The organism is Streptomyces sp. WAC06614 (assembly GCF_003949795.1).
GTDB lineage: Bacteria > Actinomycetota > Actinomycetes > Streptomycetales > Streptomycetaceae > Streptomyces.
In genome coordinates this window covers 1-18,126 of sequence record NZ_RPRY01000141.1, presented here as the reverse complement: position 1 = coordinate 18,126, position 18,126 = coordinate 1, and the positions used below count along the sequence as shown (strand labels likewise).

At 73.1% G+C, this 18,126-nt stretch carries 20 protein-coding genes and 1 pseudogene; 7 read left to right on the top strand and 14 right to left on the bottom strand.

The window, feature by feature from the left end:
• From EF918_RS19770 to EF918_RS19755, 4 genes and pseudogenes are all read right to left on the bottom strand, one after another.
• Positions 1–196, bottom strand: a pseudogene (locus EF918_RS19770) (sensor histidine kinase KdpD); the annotation flags it as partial.
• Positions 197–335: 139 nt separating this feature from the next.
• A complete protein-coding gene (locus EF918_RS19765) occupies positions 336–1,115 on the bottom strand; it encodes a DUF3710 domain-containing protein (protein ID WP_125648069.1) in 780 nt (259 codons plus the stop codon).
• A gap of 1 nt (position 1,116) precedes the next feature.
• Positions 1,117–1,650 carry a dUTP diphosphatase gene (dut, locus tag EF918_RS19760; protein WP_125648066.1) on the bottom strand — a complete coding sequence of 178 codons (534 nt, stop codon included), beginning with the start codon at positions 1,648–1,650 and terminating at the stop codon, positions 1,117–1,119.
• 1 nt (position 1,651) lies between these two features.
• Complete coding sequence (locus EF918_RS19755; RefSeq protein ID WP_125648063.1) at positions 1,652–2,236, bottom strand: PaaI family thioesterase; 585 nt, start codon at positions 2,234–2,236, stop codon at positions 1,652–1,654.
• 57 nt (positions 2,237–2,293) lie between these two features.
• On the opposite strand from EF918_RS19755, the gene EF918_RS19750 reads away from it, so the two are divergent.
• Complete coding sequence (locus tag EF918_RS19750; protein WP_125648060.1) at positions 2,294–2,764, top strand: DUF3093 domain-containing protein; 471 nt, start codon at positions 2,294–2,296, stop codon at positions 2,762–2,764.
• A 104-nt stretch (positions 2,765–2,868) separates the two neighbouring features.
• On the opposite strand, the gene EF918_RS19745 is transcribed toward EF918_RS19750, so the two are convergent.
• The 4 genes from EF918_RS19745 to EF918_RS19730 all read right to left on the bottom strand — a co-directional run bounded on the left by EF918_RS19745 (position 2,869) and on the right by EF918_RS19730 (position 6,376).
• Positions 2,869–3,780: a hypothetical protein gene (locus EF918_RS19745; RefSeq protein ID WP_125648057.1), complete on the bottom strand. Its 912-nt coding sequence runs from the start codon at positions 3,778–3,780 to the stop codon at positions 2,869–2,871.
• Positions 3,781–3,791: 11 nt separating this feature from the next.
• On the bottom strand, positions 3,792–4,088 hold the full coding sequence (locus EF918_RS19740; RefSeq protein ID WP_125648054.1) for a DUF4193 domain-containing protein: 297 nt from the start codon (positions 4,086–4,088) through the stop codon (positions 3,792–3,794).
• Positions 4,089–4,472: 384 nt separating this feature from the next.
• Positions 4,473–5,717 carry a HAMP domain-containing sensor histidine kinase gene (locus tag EF918_RS19735; protein ID WP_125648051.1) on the bottom strand — a complete coding sequence of 415 codons (1,245 nt, stop codon included), beginning with the start codon at positions 5,715–5,717 and terminating at the stop codon, positions 4,473–4,475.
• A gap of 5 nt (positions 5,718–5,722) precedes the next feature.
• On the bottom strand, positions 5,723–6,376 hold the full coding sequence (locus tag EF918_RS19730) for a response regulator transcription factor (RefSeq protein WP_030154340.1): 654 nt from the start codon (positions 6,374–6,376) through the stop codon (positions 5,723–5,725).
• 257 nt (positions 6,377–6,633) lie between these two features.
• Between EF918_RS19730 and EF918_RS37075 the strand changes: the two genes are divergently transcribed.
• The gene (locus tag EF918_RS37075) at positions 6,634–6,807 is read left to right on the top strand and encodes a hypothetical protein (RefSeq protein ID WP_185921823.1); all 174 of its coding nucleotides are present in this window, start codon (positions 6,634–6,636) and stop codon (positions 6,805–6,807) included.
• Between the two features lie 142 nt (positions 6,808–6,949).
• On the opposite strand, the gene EF918_RS19725 is transcribed toward EF918_RS37075, so the two are convergent.
• Positions 6,950–7,777 (bottom strand): inositol monophosphatase family protein, encoded by an 828-nt coding sequence (locus EF918_RS19725; protein WP_260610385.1) that lies wholly within the window; start codon positions 7,775–7,777, stop codon positions 6,950–6,952.
• 11 nt (positions 7,778–7,788) lie between these two features.
• A complete protein-coding gene (locus EF918_RS19720) occupies positions 7,789–8,949 on the bottom strand; it encodes a ferrochelatase (RefSeq protein ID WP_125648045.1) in 1,161 nt (386 codons plus the stop codon).
• A gap of 172 nt (positions 8,950–9,121) precedes the next feature.
• On the opposite strand from EF918_RS19720, the gene EF918_RS19715 reads away from it, so the two are divergent.
• Both EF918_RS19715 and EF918_RS19710 read left to right on the top strand, forming a co-directional pair.
• Positions 9,122–10,369 carry an MFS transporter gene (locus tag EF918_RS19715; RefSeq protein WP_125648042.1) on the top strand — a complete coding sequence of 416 codons (1,248 nt, stop codon included), beginning with the start codon at positions 9,122–9,124 and terminating at the stop codon, positions 10,367–10,369.
• The gene (locus EF918_RS19710; protein WP_125648039.1) at positions 10,326–11,648 is read left to right on the top strand and encodes a D-arabinono-1,4-lactone oxidase; all 1,323 of its coding nucleotides are present in this window, start codon (positions 10,326–10,328) and stop codon (positions 11,646–11,648) included. Before EF918_RS19715 ends, EF918_RS19710 begins: the two co-directional genes overlap by 44 nt.
• Here EF918_RS19710 and EF918_RS19705 read toward each other — a convergent pair.
• Positions 11,621–12,463 (bottom strand): hypothetical protein, encoded by an 843-nt coding sequence (locus EF918_RS19705; protein WP_312847842.1) that lies wholly within the window; start codon positions 12,461–12,463, stop codon positions 11,621–11,623. The genes EF918_RS19710 and EF918_RS19705 overlap by 28 nt on opposite strands.
• A gap of 475 nt (positions 12,464–12,938) precedes the next feature.
• Here EF918_RS19705 and sepH point away from each other — a divergent pair, with 475 nt between their 5' ends.
• Entirely contained in the window at positions 12,939–14,000 is a 1,062-nt protein-coding gene (sepH, locus tag EF918_RS19700) for a septation protein SepH (protein WP_125648036.1), read from the top strand.
• Between the two features lie 40 nt (positions 14,001–14,040).
• Here sepH and EF918_RS19695 read toward each other — a convergent pair whose 3' ends face one another.
• Entirely contained in the window at positions 14,041–14,874 is an 834-nt protein-coding gene (locus tag EF918_RS19695; protein ID WP_125648033.1) for a sulfurtransferase, read from the bottom strand.
• Between the two features lie 187 nt (positions 14,875–15,061).
• Here EF918_RS19695 and EF918_RS19690 point away from each other — a divergent pair, with 187 nt between their 5' ends.
• The gene (locus EF918_RS19690; protein ID WP_125648030.1) at positions 15,062–15,841 is read left to right on the top strand and encodes a VOC family protein; all 780 of its coding nucleotides are present in this window, start codon (positions 15,062–15,064) and stop codon (positions 15,839–15,841) included.
• Positions 15,842–15,936: 95 nt separating this feature from the next.
• Here the strand turns inward: EF918_RS19690 and EF918_RS19685 are convergent, their stop codons facing one another.
• Entirely contained in the window at positions 15,937–16,725 is a 789-nt protein-coding gene (locus EF918_RS19685) for a LysR family substrate-binding domain-containing protein (RefSeq protein ID WP_260610387.1), read from the bottom strand.
• Between the two features lie 174 nt (positions 16,726–16,899).
• On the opposite strand from EF918_RS19685, the gene EF918_RS19680 reads away from it, so the two are divergent.
• Positions 16,900–17,310 carry a DUF5997 family protein gene (locus EF918_RS19680; protein WP_125648024.1) on the top strand — a complete coding sequence of 137 codons (411 nt, stop codon included), beginning with the start codon at positions 16,900–16,902 and terminating at the stop codon, positions 17,308–17,310.
• Positions 17,311–17,395: 85 nt separating this feature from the next.
• On the opposite strand, the gene EF918_RS19675 is transcribed toward EF918_RS19680, so the two are convergent.
• The gene (locus tag EF918_RS19675; RefSeq protein ID WP_125648021.1) at positions 17,396–18,046 is read right to left on the bottom strand and encodes a thymidine kinase; all 651 of its coding nucleotides are present in this window, start codon (positions 18,044–18,046) and stop codon (positions 17,396–17,398) included.
• Between the last annotated feature and the right edge of the window lie 80 nt (positions 18,047–18,126).

Here is an 18,126-nt window from a genome sequence, read left to right as displayed (position 1 = left end):
ACGCCAACTCCCGACGCGGCACCTGCTCCAACCCGTGCAGCATCACCTCCGTACGCGGCCGACCGTGATGCTCCACGAAACCCACCACACAATCGGTCCCGCGCTCCACCCGACGATGCCCCTCCGAAAGCATCGCGTACGTCTTGCCGACGCCGGGTGCCGCGCCGAGATAGATCCGAAGGCTGCCGCGTCCCATGCGCCCATTCTCCGGGACATTCCTCCCGTTCACGCACGTGGGAGGTGCTACCGGGGGTTCCCTGACGCAACCCTGACGCACGACGGCCGGTGGTCCGCCCCCCGCGAGGGGGTACGGGCCACCGGCCGCGCTCGATGCGTCAGCGGACCTCGGTGATCTCCGGGCCGCGCTCCAGCTGGCCCATGCCGCCGGAGAAGCGGGAGTTCCCCTGGTCCTCGGTCTGCACGCCGTCCGGCACCATCTGGGCGTCGTTCGGCAGCTTCAGGACGATCGGGTCGCGCGGGGCCATCGGGCCCTCGCCCCGGACGACGACCGTCTCACGGAAGATCGACTCCAGCAGGCCGGCCTTCTCCGGGTTCACCGCGCCCTGGCCGGAGACCACGCCGCGCAGGAACCAGCGCGGTCCGTCGACACCGACGAAACGCACGAGCTGCGCACCGGTCTGGCCGTCCGGCAGCGGCACGGGCACCTGGGCCCGCAGCTCCCAGCCCAGCGGGCCCTCGACCTCGTCGACGAGACCGCCCTGCTGGGTGATGCCCGAGGCGATCTCCTCGCGGACCTCGCCCCAGATGCCTTCCTTCTTCGGCGCGGCGAACGCCTGGAGCTGGATGGCGCTGTCGTGCAGGACCACGGTGGCGGCGACGATCGCGTCACCGGCGACCTCGACCCGCAGCTCCATGCCCTCGACCCCGGGGACGAGGATGCCGCCGAGGTCCACGCGGCCCTCGGTCCCGTCACCGGGAACCTCGCTGATGTCCCACGGGCCGTCCGGCCGCGGGGCCGGCGGCAGGTTCACCCGACGCGGCTGCTCCTCGGCGTCCGCGGTGTCCGCGGCGTCCTCGGTGGCGATGCCGCCCGCGACCTGCTCGGCCTCGTCACCGTCGCCCGAGGCGCCCTTCTTCTTGCGACGTCCGAACACGTCACTGTCCTTCCCGGTCGGATACGACCGAAGCGTAGCCATTCCCACCCTGCTGACCAGCGCCGTTTCCGGCCACAGCCGCATGACCGCCGGTGGAGCCGAAACCCCCCTCGGCCCGTGCCGAGCCGGGAAGCTCCGCCACCTGGTGGAAGCGCACCTTCTCGACTCGCTGGACAACCAGCTGGGCAATGCGGTCGAAGCGCTCGAACCGGACGCTCTCGCGCGGGTCGAGATTGACCACGATCACCTTGATCTCCCCACGGTACCCGGCATCCACCGTCCCCGGGGCATTCACGAGCGCGAGCCCGCAGCGGGCCGCGAGCCCCGAGCGCGGGTGCACGAAGGCGGCGTAGCCGTCCGGCAGCGCGATCGAGATCCCGGTGGGCAGCACGGCCCGCTCCCCGGGGGCGAGCTCCGCGGCCTGGGTGGTGACCAGGTCGCAGCCGGCGTCGCCGGGGTGGCCGTAGGCCGGGAGGGGCACCTCGGGGTCCACGAGCTTGATCAGCACGTCGACGGGTGCGTTGTTGTACGACATCTCAGGGATTCACCTCGAAGGCGCGGGCGCGCCTGACCTGGTCCGGGTCGGCCATGACCGCCCGGATCTCCTCGGGCCGTCCGTTGTCGATGAAGTGGTCGACCTTCACCTCTATGAACAGGGCCTCGGCTCGTACGGCGACCGGTCCTTCCGGCCCGCCTATCCGGCCGACTGCGGTGGAGTAGATCTTCCGGCCGGCGACCGCCGTGACCTCGGCCTCCAGGTGCAGCACGGTGCCCACGGGCACCGGCCGCACGAAGTCGGTCTCCAGCCGGCCGGTGACCGCGATGACGCGCAGCAGCCAGTTCAGCGAGCCCAGCGTCTCGTCGAGCGCGGTGGCCAGGACGCCGCCGTGGGCGAGGCCGGGTGCGCCCTGGTGCGCGGGCTTGACGGTGAACTCGGCGGTGACGCGTACGCCGTCCCCCGCGCGGGCCTGCAGGTGCAGCCCGTGCGGCTGGCCCTCGCCACAGCCGAAACAGTGCTCGTAGTGCGCACCGAGGAGTTCGCCGGGGGCCGGCGCCTCGGGGTGCCGCACCGGCGCCGAGGCGTCCTCCGGCGGCGTCAGGCTCGGGTTTCGTCCACTCACAGGCGCAGACCTTACCCGCGCGGCTACCCGCCGGTCGCCCCGTGCCAAGCTTGAGGCATGCAGCTCTCCCCCGCGCACCACGACGAACGACTGACCGCCCCCCGCTCCTGGTGGGCGATCGCCGCCCTGGTCGGCGTCGGCTGTGCGCTGACGTTCGTGCCGCTGGGCACCCCGGCGCTGCTGGCCGGGCTGGTGGGCGGGACGGCGCTGGCGGGGCTGCTGGTGAGCAGCTACGGCTCCGCGCGCGTGCGCGTGGTGAACGGGGCGCTGGCGGCCGGCGAGGCCCGGATCCCGGTGGGCGCGCTGGGAGAGCCCGAGGTGCTGGACGCCGAGGAGGCGCGCGCCTGGCGCACGTACAAGGCGGACACCCGGGCGTTCATGCTGATGCGCAGCTACGTCCCCACGGCGGTCCGGGTCGAGGTCACCGACCCGGCGGACCCCACGCCGTACGTCTACCTGTCGACCCGTGAGCCGGAGGCGCTGGCCTCGGCGCTTCGGGCGGCGAAGGAGCAGGCGGCGGCTTCCTGACGACGCCGCGGCCGCCTGACGGCACGGCGGCTTCCTTGAGGCCGCCCCGGGCCACCGGGCGGGTCCCGGGGCTGTGCGGCCGGCCCGGTCGTGCCCCGCCGGGCCTACGCAGGCCCCTCGATGCCCTTCGGGCCGGGGTGCGGCGCGGGCAGGGGGTCGGGGTGCCGCTGGAGCGGCGGGAGCTCGGGGAGCGCGTCCCAGGACACGGCTCGGGAGCGCAGGTCGGCGCGGATCTTCTCCGCCACCTTCTTCGTGTCGCGGCGGTTCATCACCGCGCCCACGGCGGCGCCGACCATGAAGGGCATCAGGTTCGGCAGGCTGCGGATCATGCGCTTCATGATCTGCTGGCGCAGTTCGCGCTTCATCTGGCCGCCGAGGGCGGCGTTCAGCGTGGTCGGCTTCCGGAGGTCGACGCCCCGCTCCTCGGTCCACGCGGTCAGGTAGAACATGCTGCGGACCTTGAGGTTGCCGGGCGGGCGAAGCCCGTAGACCTCGTGGAGCTCGGCGACGAGCTTGAGCTCGATCGCCGCCACCGAGGTGATCTCGGCGGCGAGCTCGGCCGGCATGGCGGGCGGTACGGGCAGCATGGCCGCCGCGCCGACGCCCGCGCCGACGGTGGAGGTGGCGTTCGCCGCGCCCGCGATCAGCTTGTCGGCGAGCTGATCGGGGCCGAGACCGGGGAACTGCGCGCGCAGCGTCGCGAGGTCCCGTACCGGAACGCGCGGGGCGTTCTCGATGATCCAGTCGGCGATGTGGAGGACGGCAGCCCGCGCGCCGTCTCGGCTCCTGCGCACGCCGTCCCTGACGGCCGCCTTCATCCGGCCGCCCCTGGACGCGCCTGTGGGCCCCTCGTCGACCCCCGTGGTCGACGGGAGGGTGGCCGAGGCATCCGGGGTCACGGCGGGCGGCTGGGCGGCCCCAGGGCCCGTTTCCGGGCCCGTGGTGTCCGCGTGCGCGTCCGCCGGACCTCCTGGCCTGCGGAAGAGACGCTTCCGGGACGGCGTCGAGCCGGTCAAGGCCGGCGTCCTCAGTCGCAGTCGCGGCAGATCGGCTGACCGTTCTTCTCCCGCGCGAGCTGGCTGCGGTGGTGCACCAGGAAGCAGCTCATGCAGGTGAACTCGTCGGCCTGCTTCGGCAGCACGCGGACGGCCAGCTCCTCGTTGGAGAGGTCGGCGCCCGGGAGCTCCAGGCTCTCGGCGGCGTCGAAGTCGTCCGAGTCGATGGACGAGGACGTCTTCTCGCTGCGCCGGGCCTTCAGCTCTTCGATGCTGTCGTTGTCGACGTCGTCGTCGGTCTTGCGTGGGGTGTCGTAGTCCGTTGCCATGTGTCGCTCTCCCCCTCTGGGTGTTTGCGGTGTCTCAGCGCACGTAACGCGCGAGAGGCCGGACTTGTGCCCGACCTGAGGCGGAGATTTTGCCTCACATCAAGGTCTGTTACTCAATCGACACCCAGCCGCACGCCTGAAGGGGCGACGGGCCGGGATGTCGAGGCGGACCGTACACGGTCCTGCGGCCCTCTTGCACGAAGGCCACCCCGTGTATTTCCCGCCATTCCGGCCGCCGGAAACCCGGACTTTCCCGGGCGTTTCGGCCAGCACAAGGTCATGGATCACGCAGAGGGGGGCACTCGACAATGTGATCGATCACACAGAAATCACCCGTCTCGCACCCCCCAGCGATTCAGCCCTGAGAGAAATCGGGGTCGATCCTCAGAGCGGCAGGGTGACGCGCATCACCAGGCCACCGCCCTCGCGCGGCTCCGCATGGATCCGGCCGCCGTGGGCGCGCGCCACGGAGCGCGCGATCGACAGCCCGAGGCCCACACCCTTGTCACTGCCCGTTCGTTCGGTACGCAGCCGCCTGAAGGGCTCGAAGAGGTTGTCGATCTCGTACGCGGGAACCACGGGACCGGTGTTCGAGACCACCAGGACCGCCTGGCCGTGCTGGACCTCGGTGGTCACCTCCACCCAGCCGCCCTCGGGCACGTTGTACCGGACGGCGTTCTGCACCAGGTTGAGGGCGATCCGCTCCAGCAGCACCCCGTTGCCCTGGACCACCGCGAGCCCGCGCTCGCCGCGGATCTCCACGCCCTTGGACTCGGCCTCGCCGCGTGCCTGGTCGATGGCCCGCGAGGCCACCTCGGCCAGGTCGACCGGCTTGCGCTCGACGATCTGGTTCTCGCTGCGGGCCAGCAGCAGCAGGCCCTCCACGAGCTGCTCGCTGCGCTCGTTGGTCGCCAGCAGCGTCTTACCCAGTTGCTGGAGCTCCACCGGGGCCCCGGGGTCGGAGAGGTGCACCTCCAGCAGGGTGCGGTTGATCGCCAGGGGTGTGCGCAGCTCGTGCGAGGCGTTGGCCACGAACCGCTGCTGCGCCGTGAAGGCCCTCTCCAGCCGTTCCAGCATCTCGTCGAAGGTGTCCGCGAGCTCCTTGAGCTCGTCGTCCGGCCCGTCGAGCTCGATCCGGCGGGTGAGGTCGGAGCCGACCACCCGGCGGGCGGTGCGGGTGATCTTGCCCAACGGCGAGAGCACCCGGCCGGCCATCGCGTAGCCGAAGGCGAAGGCGATCACGCTCAGGCCCAGCAGGGCCATCAGCGAGCGGCTGAGCAGGTCGTCCAGGGCGTGCTTGCGCTGGACGTTCACGCACTCGGTGATCGCCATGTTGAACTGGTCGATCGACTGGTCCATGCCCACGCCGGGGCAGGTGGTGCTGGACACCTCGACCTTGGTCCCGCCGACGATCTTGAAGGGCAGGGCGTTGCCCTCGCGCAGCGCCTGCGCCGCCAGCAGGTAGATGATCGACAGCAGCAGGATGCCCGCGATCAGGAACATGCCGCCGTACAGCAGGGTCAGCCGTATGCGGATGGTCGGCCGCAGCCAAGGGAAAGGACCCTCGGGCTGGCCGGGGTCCCAGGTGGGTTTCGCAGGCGCCGGGGCCGGCGCCGGAGTGGTCGCCATCCGCGTCAGATCCGGTATCCGGAACCCGGCACGGTCACGATGACCGGCGGCTCGCCGAGCTTGCGCCGCAGGGTCATCACCGTGACGCGCACCACGTTGGTGAAGGGGTCGGTGTTCTCGTCCCACGCCTTCTCCAGCAGCTGCTCGGCGGAGACCACGGTGCCCTCACTGCGCATGAGCACCTCCAGCACCGCGAACTCCTTCGGCGCGAGCTGGACCTCACGGCCCTCGCGGAACACCTCACGGCGGTTCGGGTCCAGCTTGATCCCCGCGCGCTCCAGCACGGGCGGCAGCGCCACGGTGGTGCGCCGGCCGAGCGCGCGCACGCGGGCGGTGAGCTCGCTGAAGGCGAACGGCTTGGGCAGGTAGTCGTCGGCGCCCAGCTCCAGGCCCTCGACCCGGTCGCTGACGTCACCGGAGGCGGTCAGCATCAGCACGCGCGTGGGCATGCCCAGCTCGACGATCTTGCGGCAGACGTCGTCGCCGTGCACGAGGGGAAGGTCCCGGTCCAGCACGACCACGTCGTAGTCGTTCACCCCGACGCGCTCCAGCGCCGCCGCGCCGTCGTACACGACGTCCACGGCCATGGCCTCCCTGCGCAGTCCGGTGGCCACCGCATCGGCGAGCAGCTGCTCGTCCTCGACGACGAGTACGCGCACGTCGTCCGTCCTTCCTCCGAGCCCTTGCGGGCACACGTGTATTGCGTCATCCATCCTGCCGGTTTCGGCCGTAAACCGGCAGTAAGGCGCAGCTGGGCGGGGCGCCGAGGGAACGGAGGGAAGGATTCCCCGACCTGGAGAGGTTTCTGCGTCCAGGGTGCCGGGGAGGACGTCACCACACCCCCGACCCATTCCCTCACGCGGCGTGCCACGGCCCCCGTAGCCGCCGCCGACCCACGAAGAAGGGGCGCACCTCCATGGACGCATTCACCGCGGGTCTCCTGCAGCGCATCAGGAACACCCAGTCGGACCTCAGGCAGGCACGGGAATCCGGCGACGAGTTCCTGGCCGACGTCGAACAGGCGGAGCTGGAAGACCTCCACCGGCTCGCCGCGGAACACGGCGTGCAGGTGACCGCCGCCTGCGGCTGATCGCGCCCGGACGCCGCCGGCGCCGGGTCCCCACCCCTTTGCGTCCCGCACCCTCCTGGTGCGGGACGACCACGGGCCGCCCCTCGGAAAGGGGCGGCCCGCGGTGTTCCCCGTCACACCCGACGACGCGGCGGCCCTGCGGTCATGCCCCGGCGTCGCCGTCGTGCCAGGCGCCGGCCTCCTCCAGCAGCGGCTGGAGGGAGGCGAAGACGGCCGGGCTGCCGGCCACCAGCAGCTCCCCGGAGGCGGGCCGTCCCGGCCGGCCTCCGGTCAGGGCGCCCGCCTCGCGGGCGATCAGGTCGCCGGCCGCGTAGTCCCACGGGTTCAGCCCGCGCTCGTAGAACGCGTCCAGCCGGCCCGCCGCCACGTCGCACAGGTCGATCGCCGCCGACCCGCCCCGCCGGACGTCCCGGACCCGCGGGATCACCCGCGCCGCGACCTCCGCCTGGTGCGCCCGCCGGGCCTGGAGGTAGCCGAAGCCGGTCGCCACCAGCGCCTGGTCCAGCGGCGCCGCCGCCCGGCAGGACAGCGGTACGTCGCCCAGCCGGGCCCCGCCGCCGGCCACGGCCCGGAAGGTCTCGCCGCGCATCGGCACCTCGACCACGCCGACCACGGCCCGGCCCGCGTACTCGGCGGCGACGGAGACGCCCCAGCTGGGCAGCCCGTAGAGGTAGTTCACGGTGCCGTCGAGCGGGTCGATGACCCAGCGGACGCCGCTGGTGCCCTCGGTGCTGGCGCCCTCCTCGCCCAGCAGGCCGTCGGCCGGCCGGTGCTCGGAGAGGAAGCCGGTGATCAGCTTCTCGGCCGCCAGGTCCATCTCCGTGACCACGTCGATGGGACTGGACTTGACCTTGGCGACCGCCAGGTCGGCCGGGCGGCCGTCCCGCAGCAGCGCGCCGGCCTGCCGGGCCGCCGCGAGGGCGAGCTCCAGCAGTTCCTTCTTCAGTTCCTCGGTCGGTTCCCCGGTCACCGGTCGGCCTCTCACGCGTAGGGACTGTCGACGCCCGCGGCGGCCGGGCGGGGCGCCCGCGCGGGGCAGCAGCCCACCGCGCACACGTCGTGGCTGGCCCCCAGCATGCCCACCCAGCAGCGCTCGGCCGGTTCGCCGCGCTCCACGGCGGCCCGCTCCAGGACCAGCTCCCGCACCGCCTCGGCGAACCGCGGGTCGGCGCCGACGGTGGCCGAGCGGGCGATCGGCAGGCCGAGCTCGGCGGCCTTGGCGGTGGCCTCGGTGTCGAGGTCGTACATGACCTCCATGTGGTCCGAGACGAAGCCGATGGGCACCATCACCGCGGCCGGCGCGCCGGCCCCGTGCAGCGCCTCCAGGTGGTCGCAGACGTCCGGCTCCAGCCACGGGATGTGCGGGGCGCCGCTGCGCGACTGGTAGACCAGCTCCCAGGGGCGGGCCACCCCGGTCCGGGCGGCGACCTCGTCCGCGATCACCCGGGCGACGTCCAGGTGCTGCTTGACGTAGGCGCCGCCGGCCCCGCCCTCGGTGTGCTCCTCGACCGGGCCGGAGGTGTCCGCGGCGGCGGTCGGGATCGAGTGGGTGGTGAAGACGAGGTGGGCGCCGGCGCGCACCTCCTCGGGGAGCGTGGCCAGCGACTCGACCACGCCGTCGATCATCGGCTCGACGAAGCCGGGGTGGTTGAAGTAGTGCCGCAGCTTGTCCACGCGCGGCAGTTCCAGGCCCTCCTCGGCGAGCGTGGCCAGGGCGTCGGCGAGGTTCTCGCGGTACTGGCGGCAGCCGGAGTAGGAGGCGTAGGCGCTGGTGGCGAGGACGGCGATGCGGCGGTGTCCGTCGCGGACCATCTCGCGCAGGGTGTCGGTCAGGTACGGCGCCCAGTTGCGGTTGCCCCAGTGGACCGGCAGGTCCAGGCCGTGCTCGGCGAAGTCCTTGCGCAGCGCGTCCAGCAGTTCCCGGTTCTGCGCGTTGATCGGGCTGACCCCGCCGAAGCCGAAGTAGTGCTGCCCGACCTCCTTGAGCCGCTCCCGCGGGATGCCGCGGCCGCGGGTGACGTTCTCCAGGAACGGGACCACGTCGTCGGGGCCCTCGGGCCCGCCGAAAGAGAGCAGGAGCAGGGCGTCGTAGGGACGTGCCGGGCCGGCGCCCGAGGCGGGGGTGGAGAGCTGGTCTGACATGTCTCGCATCCTGCCACCCGGCGCCGACCACGGGTAACCGGCCTCACCGGCCGAACACCCGTCCATCCACAGGTAAGGTAAGCCTTACTTTCCACCTCTTGAATGCCCGTGCGGGCGCCGCGGACCGGCCGTAACCTGTATGGGCCACTCTCGTCCCTTACGGAGCCCCCCTTTGCCCAGCCCGTACCGCGCGATATTCGCCGCCCCCGGAACCAAGGGGTTCAGCGCCGCCGGACTCGTCGGCCGGATGCCGATCGCCATGGTCGGCGTAGGCGTCCTGACGATGATCACGGAGATCAACGGCCGCTACGCCCTCGCCGGCGGGCTCACGGCCACCATCGCCCTGTCCGCGGCGGTGCTCGGCCCGCAGGTCTCCCGCCTGGTCGACCAGTACGGGCAGCGGCGGGTGCTGCGCCCGGTGACGCTCGTGGCGGTGTCCGCGATCAGCCTGCTGCTGGTCGCCGCGGCCAACTCCTGGCCGGACTGGACCCTGTTCGTCCTCGCCGTGTTCGCGGGCTGCGTGCCGAGCGTCGGCTCGATGGTCCGGGCCCGCTGGACCGCCCTCTACCGCGACACCCCGCAGCTGCACACGGCGTACTCCTTCGAGTCCGTGCTGGACGAGGTCTGCTTCATCCTCGGCCCGCCCGTGGCCACCCTGCTGTCGGCGAGCTGGTTCCCCGAGGCCGGCCCGCTGGTCGCCGTGGTCTGCCTGCTGGTCGGCGTGTGGTGGCTGACCGCGCTGCGGGCCACCGAGCCCGAGCCGCACCCGCGCGGCACCCAGACCGACACCTCCTCGGCCCTGCGCTCCCCCGGCCTGCAGGTCCTCGTGGCCACCTTCGTGGCCACCGGAGCGATCTTCGGCTCCATCGACGTGGCCACCCTGGCCTTCGCCGAGGAGCAGGGCCACAAGTCCCTCACCGGTTTCGTGCTCGCCGTCTGGGCCCTCGGCTCCTGCCTGGCCGGCATCGTCTTCGGGCTGATGCACTTCAAGGGCCGGGCGGAAATCCGCTGGGTGGTGGGCATCTGTGCGATGGCCGTGAGTATGATCCCCCTCCTACTGGCCGGGAACCTTCCGTTTCTTGCCGTGGCGCTCTTCGTCTCGGGCCTCGCCATCGCTCCCACGATGGTCACCACCATGGCCCTGATCGAGGCGCACGTACCACGCGAAAAGCTGACCGAGGGCATGACCTGGACCAGCACCGGGCTCGCGGTCGGCGTCGCGATCGGCTCCTCGGTGGCCGGCTGGGTCATCGACGCGGCCGGGGCCGGGACCGGGTACGTCGTCTCCATCGCGTCGGGCGTCGCCGCGGCGGCGGTCGCGTTCGCGGGTGTCCGCCGGCTGACCGAGCCGGCGCAAGGGGAGGAGCTCTCTGGCGATGGGGACGGCGACAGCAGCGACGTACGGGACCGCGTGGCGTAACTGGGCGGGCAACGTGTCCGCCACGCCGGCGCGCGTGGTGACCCCGACCTCGGTCGGGGAGCTTCAGGAGGCGGTCCGCCGGGCCGCTGCGGACGGCCACCGGGTGAAGGCGGTCGGCACCGGCCACTCCTTCACCGCCGTGGCCGCCACCGACGGGGTGCTGCTGCGCCCCCAGGCCCTGGCCGGGATCCAGGAGATCGACCGCACGGCCGGCACGGTCACGGTCGGGGCCGGGACCGCGCTCAAGGACCTCAACCAGGCCTTGGCCCGGGAGGGCCTGTCGCTGACCAACATGGGCGACATCATGGAGCAGACGGTCTCCGGCGCCACCTCCACCGGCACCCACGGCACCGGCCGGGACTCCGCCTCCATCGCCGCGCAGATCCGCGCGCTGGAGCTGGTCACGGCCGACGGCACGCTGCTGACGTGCTCCGAGAAGGAGAACCCGGAGGTGTTCGCGGCGGCCCGGATCGGGCTGGGGGCGCTCGGCGTGATCACCTCGCTCACCTTCGCGGTCGAACCGCTGTTCCTGCTGACGGCCCGTGAGGAGCCGATGGGCTTCGACGAGGTGACGGCCGACTTCGACCGGCACTGGGCGGAGAACGAGCACTTCGAGTTCTACTGGTTCCCGCACACCGGCAACTGCAACACCAAGCGCAACAACCGCAGCCAGGGCCCCGCCGCCCCGAACGGCGCCGTCAGCGGCTGGATCGAGGACGAGCTGCTGTCCAACGGCGTCTTCCAGGCCGTCAACTCCCTGGGCCGGGCCGTCCCGGCCGCCATCCCGGGGATCGCGAGGATCGCCAGCCGGGCCCTGTCGGCGCGGACGTACACGGACATCCCGTACAAGGTGTTCACCAGCCCGCGACGAGTGCGGTTCGTGGAGATGGAGTACGCCCTTCCGCGCACCGAGCTGGTCGCCGCGCTGCGCGAGCTGAAGACGCTGGTGGACCGCTCCGACCTGCGGATCAGCTTCCCGGTCGAGGTGCGTACGGCGCCGGCCGACGACATCACGCTCTCCACGGCGTCCGGCCGGGACACCGGTTACATCGCGGTGCACATGTACAAGGGCACGCCCTACCAGCAGTACTTCACCGCGGCGGAACGCATCTTCACCGCCCACGGCGGGCGTCCGCACTGGGGCAAGGTGCACACCCGGGACGCGGAGTACTTCGCCGAGGCCTACCCGCGCTTCGGCGAGTTCACCGCGCTGCGCGACCGGCTGGACCCGGACCGGGTGTTCGGCAACGACTACCTCAGGCGCGTGCTGGGCGACTGACCGGCCCCGTCCGGCGTGGACCGCTGCGGGTCCGGCGTGCCGCCCGAGGGCGTCGGGGTCGGAGTCGGTGGCGTCGGGCTCGGGGTCGGAGCGGGACCGCCGGAGTGCGACGGGCTCGGGGCCGGGGTCGAGGCGCTCGGGCCGGGATCCGGTCCGGGACTCCCGGAGCGGTCCGGGTCGGGGGTGCCGCCGTGGCGGTCGGGCGTCCGGCCACCGTCCCGGTCCCGGCCCTCCCCGTCACGGAACTTCTCGCCCGTGCCGCCGTGCCGGTCGGAGGAGCCGCCGGTGACGGTCGTGTAGAGCGGCCGGTCGCCGACCGGCTTGCCGGTGACCGCCTCGGCCGCGGCGATCCCGCCGATCGCGATGCCGAAGGCGGCGCCGGCGGCGGCCGCCGTGCGCTTCCAGCCGCGCACCCGGGTGCCGTGGGTGGTCGGCTCGCCGTAGTGGTCGTCGAACGGGGCGTCAGGTGCGGCCGACGTCCGCGGGGCGTCGGGGGCCTGGACCTGACGGTCCCGGTGCCGGGCGCCGGCGCGGATCCGGTCGCCGGTGCGGCGGAAGACGTGCTGGATGACGGGGCCGCCCGCGGTGGCCACGACACTGACCACACCGGCGCCGAGGATCGTCCCGTACACGCCGAGTCGGGAGGCGAGCAGGGCGGCGGCGACGGTGGCCAGGGAGCTGCCGGCGACCTGGGCCAGACTCAGGTCGAGCTTCCTGCCGTGCTCGTCCGTCCCCTGCCCCTTCCCCTTCCCCTCCTCCGGCGCCTCGCCCGGTACGCCCATCGGCTTCGTGTCCTGCGGTGTCCTGCGTCCCATCTCCAACCCCTGCTCCACCGGTTACAGCAGTTACTGACCGGCGAGCGGAACAGATGGTTCCAATTCGGCCGATTCTGTGAAGCAGGACACCCGCGGCAGACCGCCGCAGCAGGCACGGCGAGATGGTTGATCCGTCAACTCCCCCTCGCCGCGACAACTTGGGCGGCGCGGCGGTCCTCCCGGGTGGCCCGAATGGAGTACTGTGGCGAACCTTGGGACCGTGCTTCCTTTCGGATGCCCGGCTCCGGGAAGTGGGGGCCGGATGACGGGAAACGGCACTCGAAACCGGCGGCGCCGTGGCACCGCACGGGCGCCTGATGCAGAGAGTGACCATCGGTCACTGTACGTGGCCAACAGGTAACCGTGCCATAACGGCGATCAAGGGCGCATGCCCGACACGCCGGTTTAACTCGGCAAGGTTGTGGCAGGCTGCACCCGGGCAGGCCACACTCGACTAGCGGAAGCAGCGACGCACGTGACGTCGGCAGGCACCACCCGGGAGGTCCCCATGCCCGAACTGCGTGTCGTGGCCGTCTCGAATGACGGCACACGACTGGTGCTGAAGGCTGCGGACGGCACGGAGTACACGCTTCCGATCGACGAACGACTGCGGGCGGCCGTGCGCAACGACCGCGCCCGGTTGAACCAGATCGAGATCGAGGTGGAGAGCCACCTCCGTCCCCGCGACATCCAGGCCCGGATACGTGCCGGCGCCAGCGCGGAAGAGGTCGCACAGCTCGCGGGCATCTCCGTCGACCGCGTCCGGCGGTTCGAGGGCCCGGTGCTGGCGGAGCGTGCCTTCATGGCCGAACGCGCCCGCAAGACCCCCGTACGGCGCCCCGGCGAGAACACCGGACCGCAGCTCGGCGAGGCCGTGCAGGAGCGGCTGCTGCTGCGCGGGGCCGAGAAGGACTCCGTGCAGTGGGACTCGTGGCGCCGGGACGACGGCACCTGGGAGGTGCTGCTCGTCTACCGGGTCGCGGGCGAACCGCACTCGGCGAGCTGGACCTACGACCCGCCCCGGCGGCTGGTCGTGGCCGTGGACGACGAGGCGCGCTCGCTGATCGGCGAGGCCGACGACCTGCCGGCCGCCCCGGAGCCGACGTTCCCGTTCGTGCCGCGCATCGCCCGGCTGCCCCGGGACCGGCCGCTGGACCGGACCCTGGACCGGCAGCTCGAACGGGCCCCGGCACCGGAGCCCGAGGAGGAACGGGACAGCCTCACCAGCCTGCTGGAGGCCGTCCCGAGCTTCCGGGGCGACCTGGTGGTCCCCGAGCGTCCCGCGGCCGCTGCCGCCGAGCCGGAGGCCGAGGAGGCCACCGCCGCCGAGGAACCGCCGGCCGCGTCCGCCGCGGCGGGTGCCGGCTCCGCGTACGCCGACGTCCTGATGCCGCGCACGGTGGCCGGCCACCGGGACCGGCTCATCGGCACCACGGACCGCCAGGCCGAGGCCGACGGCGTCCGGCCGGGCCGTCGGGCCGCGGTGCCGAGCTGGGACGAGATCGTCTTCGGCACCCGGCGCAAGAAGCAGGAGTGAGGACGTCCGGGGGCCCGGCCCCCGGGCCCCCTGCACCGTCCTACGGCTTCGGGCCGGTGGCCACCGGGCGGGCCGGGTCGGAGGACCACTCCGACCAGCTTCCCGCGTACAGCGCCGCCGGGATGCCCGCGATCTCCAGGGCCAGCACCTGCTGGGCGCCCGAGACGCCCGAGCCGCAGTAGACCCCGACCGGCCGCGCGTCCGCCGCGCCCAGCGCCGCGAACCGGGCGCGCAGCTCCGGTGCGGGCAGGAACCGGCCGTCCGGGCCCACGTTCTCCGTGGTCGGAGCCGACACCGCGCCGGGGATGTGCCCGCCGACCCGGTCGATCGGCTCGACGTCACCGCGGTAGCGCTCCCCCGCGCGCGCGTCCAGCAGGACGCCCTCCCCGGCCAGTTCGGCCGCTTCGTCCGCGGTCAGCAGCCCCACGGCGCCGGGCTTTGGCCGGAAATCGCCCTCGGCCGGTACCGGCTCGTCGGTCGAGAGTTCTCCGCCGGCCGCGGTCCAGGCGGCCAGGCCACCGTCCAGGACCCGCACGTCCTCGTGACCCGTCCAGCGCAACAGCCACCAGGCACGGGCGGCGGCCCAGCCCAGGCCGCCGTCGTACACGACCACGGGCCGGCCGGAGGTCACGCCGGCCCGCCGCATCACGGCCCCGAACTCCTCGACGTCCGGCAGCGGGTGCCGTCCGCCCGAGCCCGCCGGACCTGCCAGTTCCCGGTCCAGGTCGACGTAGACGGCGCCGGGCACGTGGCCGGCCTCGTACTCGGGGCGCAGGTTCGGTCCGGCGAGCTGCCAGCGGATGTCGAGGAGGACCGGCGGCCGGGGGCCGGCCAGCGCGTCGGAGAGTTCGGCGGCGGAGATGATCGCAGTCATGGGCCCATCTTCCTCCCCTGCGGGGTACCGGGCGTAACACCTTCGTCATCCAGGGCCCGTACCGATTCGGTCATCTCTGCGTGGGCGCCACAAAAGCGGCGCTGTCGGGGCGCGCCGCGGGCGGGACAGTGGAACCATCTGGCGAGCGGGGACGCGACGACGCCACGACCAAGGAGACGGAAGCGATATGACCGAGGCACCGGCGGGCACGGAACGGCGCGTACCGGGCACCCCGTGCTGGGTGAGCCTGATGGTCCACGGCCTCGGCACGACCGAGGACTTCTACGCCGACCTGTTCGGCTGGGAGTACGAACCCGGCCCCCAGACCCTGGGCCCGTACGTCCGGGCGCTGCTGGGCGGCCAGGAGGTGGCCGGGATCGGGCAGCTGCCGCCCGACCGGAACCTGCCGGTCGCCTGGACGACGTACTTCGCCACGGACGACGCCGACGCCACGGCGGAGGCGGTGCGCAGCTGCGGCGGCACGGTGGCGGTCGGCCCCCTGGATGCGGCGGACGCGGGCCGGATGGCGATCTGCTCGGACCCGATCGGGGCCGTCTTCGGCATCTGGGAGGGCTCGGCGCACTCCGGGGCCCGGCTGTCGGGCGTACCGGGCACACCGGTGTGGAACGAGCTGATCACCCAGGACAGCGGGGTCGGCAAGTTCTACCAGATGGTCTTCGGGCACGAGCCCGGCCCGCGGCTGTCGCCGGAGACCGACCGGCTGACCCTGAGCCTCGCCGGCCGGCCGTGCGTGTCGGTGGTCGGCGTCGGCCGGGACCTGCCGCACGACCGGGGCGCGCACTGGATGACCCACTTCGCGGTCACCGACGCGGCCCGGGCCACCGCCCGGGTCACCGAGCTCGGCGGCCGGGTCCTCCAGCACCCGACCGAGGCCCCCGACGGCCGCCACGCCACGGTCGCCGACCCGGAGGGGGCGGTGTTCATGCTCGTGGAGGCCGAGGCGTAGCGCGCGGGTCCCGCGGGAGCCGGGCGCGGGCAAGCGCGTCACGCGGCGCGCACGAAGGACGGCGCGGCCGCGGCGACCCCCAGCCCCCGGGAGGGTCAGGAGCTGCGGCGGGGGCGGCCGCGCTTGGCGGTGGTGCCCTTGGGGCCGCCCTTGGCGCCCTTGGCGCCGCCGGTCCCGCCCCGGGCCGTCCTGCCACCGCCCGCCTTGGACTGCGTCCGGGCGCCGCCCGTGCGGGAGCCGGCTCCGGCCGGCTTCTGCCGGGTGCCGCCGCCCTTCTCCGGGCGCTTGTCCTTCGCCTGCCGGTCCGGCTCGGGGCGACGGCCCCGGGAGCTGTTCACGGTGCGGCCGCGGACGATGCCGATGAAGTCCTCGACCAGGTCGGTGGTCGCGTCCTCCCGCCAGGACAGCGCGACCTGCGACTGCGGGGCGCCGGTGATCGGGCGGTAGGTGAGGTCCCGGCGGTGGTGCAGACGGGCCAGGGACTGCGGGACGACCAGCACGCCGATCCCGGCGGCCACCAGTTCGACGGCGTCGGCCGTGGTGGCCGGACGCTCGAAGGCGGGCTTGCCGGGCAGCTCCTCCCAGTCCAGGGGGTCGTCCAGCGGATGCAGCACGATGTCGTCGGCGAGGTCCTCGACGGTGACCTCGTCGGCGGCGGCCACGAGGTGGTCCTTGGGGACCACGACGACCGTCGTCTCGGTGTACAGCGGGATGGCGCTGAGGTCCGTACGGTCCACGGGCAGGCGGACGAACCCGGCGTCGGCCCCGCCGTCGCGCAGCAGGCCGGGGGCCTCACCGACGGTCGTCTGGAGCAGCTCCAGCGGGACGTCGGGCAGCCGCTCCTGCCAGATCCGCACCCACTTGCCGGGGGTCACGCCGGGCACGTAGCCGAGCCGGAACGACGGGGTGCCCGCCGCCGACCGGTCCGCGGGGGCCGATGGGTCCGGGAGCGGTGCGTCCGAGTGGGGTGCGTCCGAGTGGGGTGCGTCCGAGCCTGTCACCAGGCCAGGTTACCGGCCGTGGTCGGCGGGGGCGCGGGCGCTCGATACCCTTGACCCATGAAGTCGCACCAGACCGCCCAGACGATGAAGCCCGCCACCGCGGCGAAGAAGCTGGGTGTGTACCTCGAGGCCACCCCCGCCGAGTTCCGGGAGGGCGTGGTCTCGCGCGCCGAGCTGAACGCGCTGCAGAACGAGCCGCCGCAGTGGCTCCAGGACCTGCGCCGCAACGGCCCGCACCCCCGCCCGGTGGTCGCGGCCAAGCTCGGCATCTCCATCTCGGGCCTCGCCCGCGGGGGGATCACGGAGGCGCTGACCACCGAGCAGATCGAGGCGCTGAAGGCCGAGAACCCGGAGTGGCTCCAGAAGGAGCGCAGCACCCAGGCGGAGGTCCGCAAGGAGAGCGTCCGCATCAAGCAGAAGCATGCGGAAGAGGCCCAGCGGGCGGCGGAACGCTCCGGCGACCGGTAACACGCCCCGCCGCCGGCCCCTGCGGGCCGGCGGAGCCGGGCCCCCGCCGCCTCCGGCAGGCCACCGGACGGGCCGGGGCGGTCGGTCAGCTGTGGTTGACCGGGAGGACGTCCGGGGAGAGGGCCCCGGCGTGGGCCGAGGCGCTGGTCATGCGGCGGCGGTGGTGGCGGCGGCAGAGGACCTCGTAGCCGATCTCCTCGGCCGGGCGGTTCACGTCGCCGACGACGACCTGGGCGCCCTCGACCACCATCTGCCCGCCCACCGTCCGGGCGTTGTGCGTGGCCCGGGCCCCGCACCAGCACAGGGCCTCCACCTGGAGCTGCTCGATCCGGTCGGCCAGCTCGATCAGCCGCTGCGAGCCGGGGAACAGCTTCGTGCGGAAGTCGGTGGTGATGCCGAAGGCGAAGACGTCCATGTCGAGGTCGTCCACGATCCTGGCCAACTGGTCGATCTGGTCCGGGGCCAGGAACTGCGCCTCGTCCACGATCACGTAGTCGGCCTTGCCGCCCTTGGACAACTCCCCCACCAGGTACGCGTACAGGTCCATGCCCTCGGTGGCCTCCACCGCCTCCGTGACCAGCCCCAGGCGCGAGGACAGCTTGCCCTGGCCCGCCCGGTCGTCCCGCGTGAAGATCACGCCCTGGAGGCCGCGCGCGGAGCGGTTGTGGGTGATCTGAAGAGCGAGCGTGCTCTTTCCGCAGTCCATCGTTCCGGAGAAGAACACCAGCTCGGGCATGGGAGGTGCGGGACCTTTCGGGGCGTGGGCGGGCCAGGGCAAGCTGTCCTCGCGCCTGGGGCTGGTCACGGAGGCGGTGG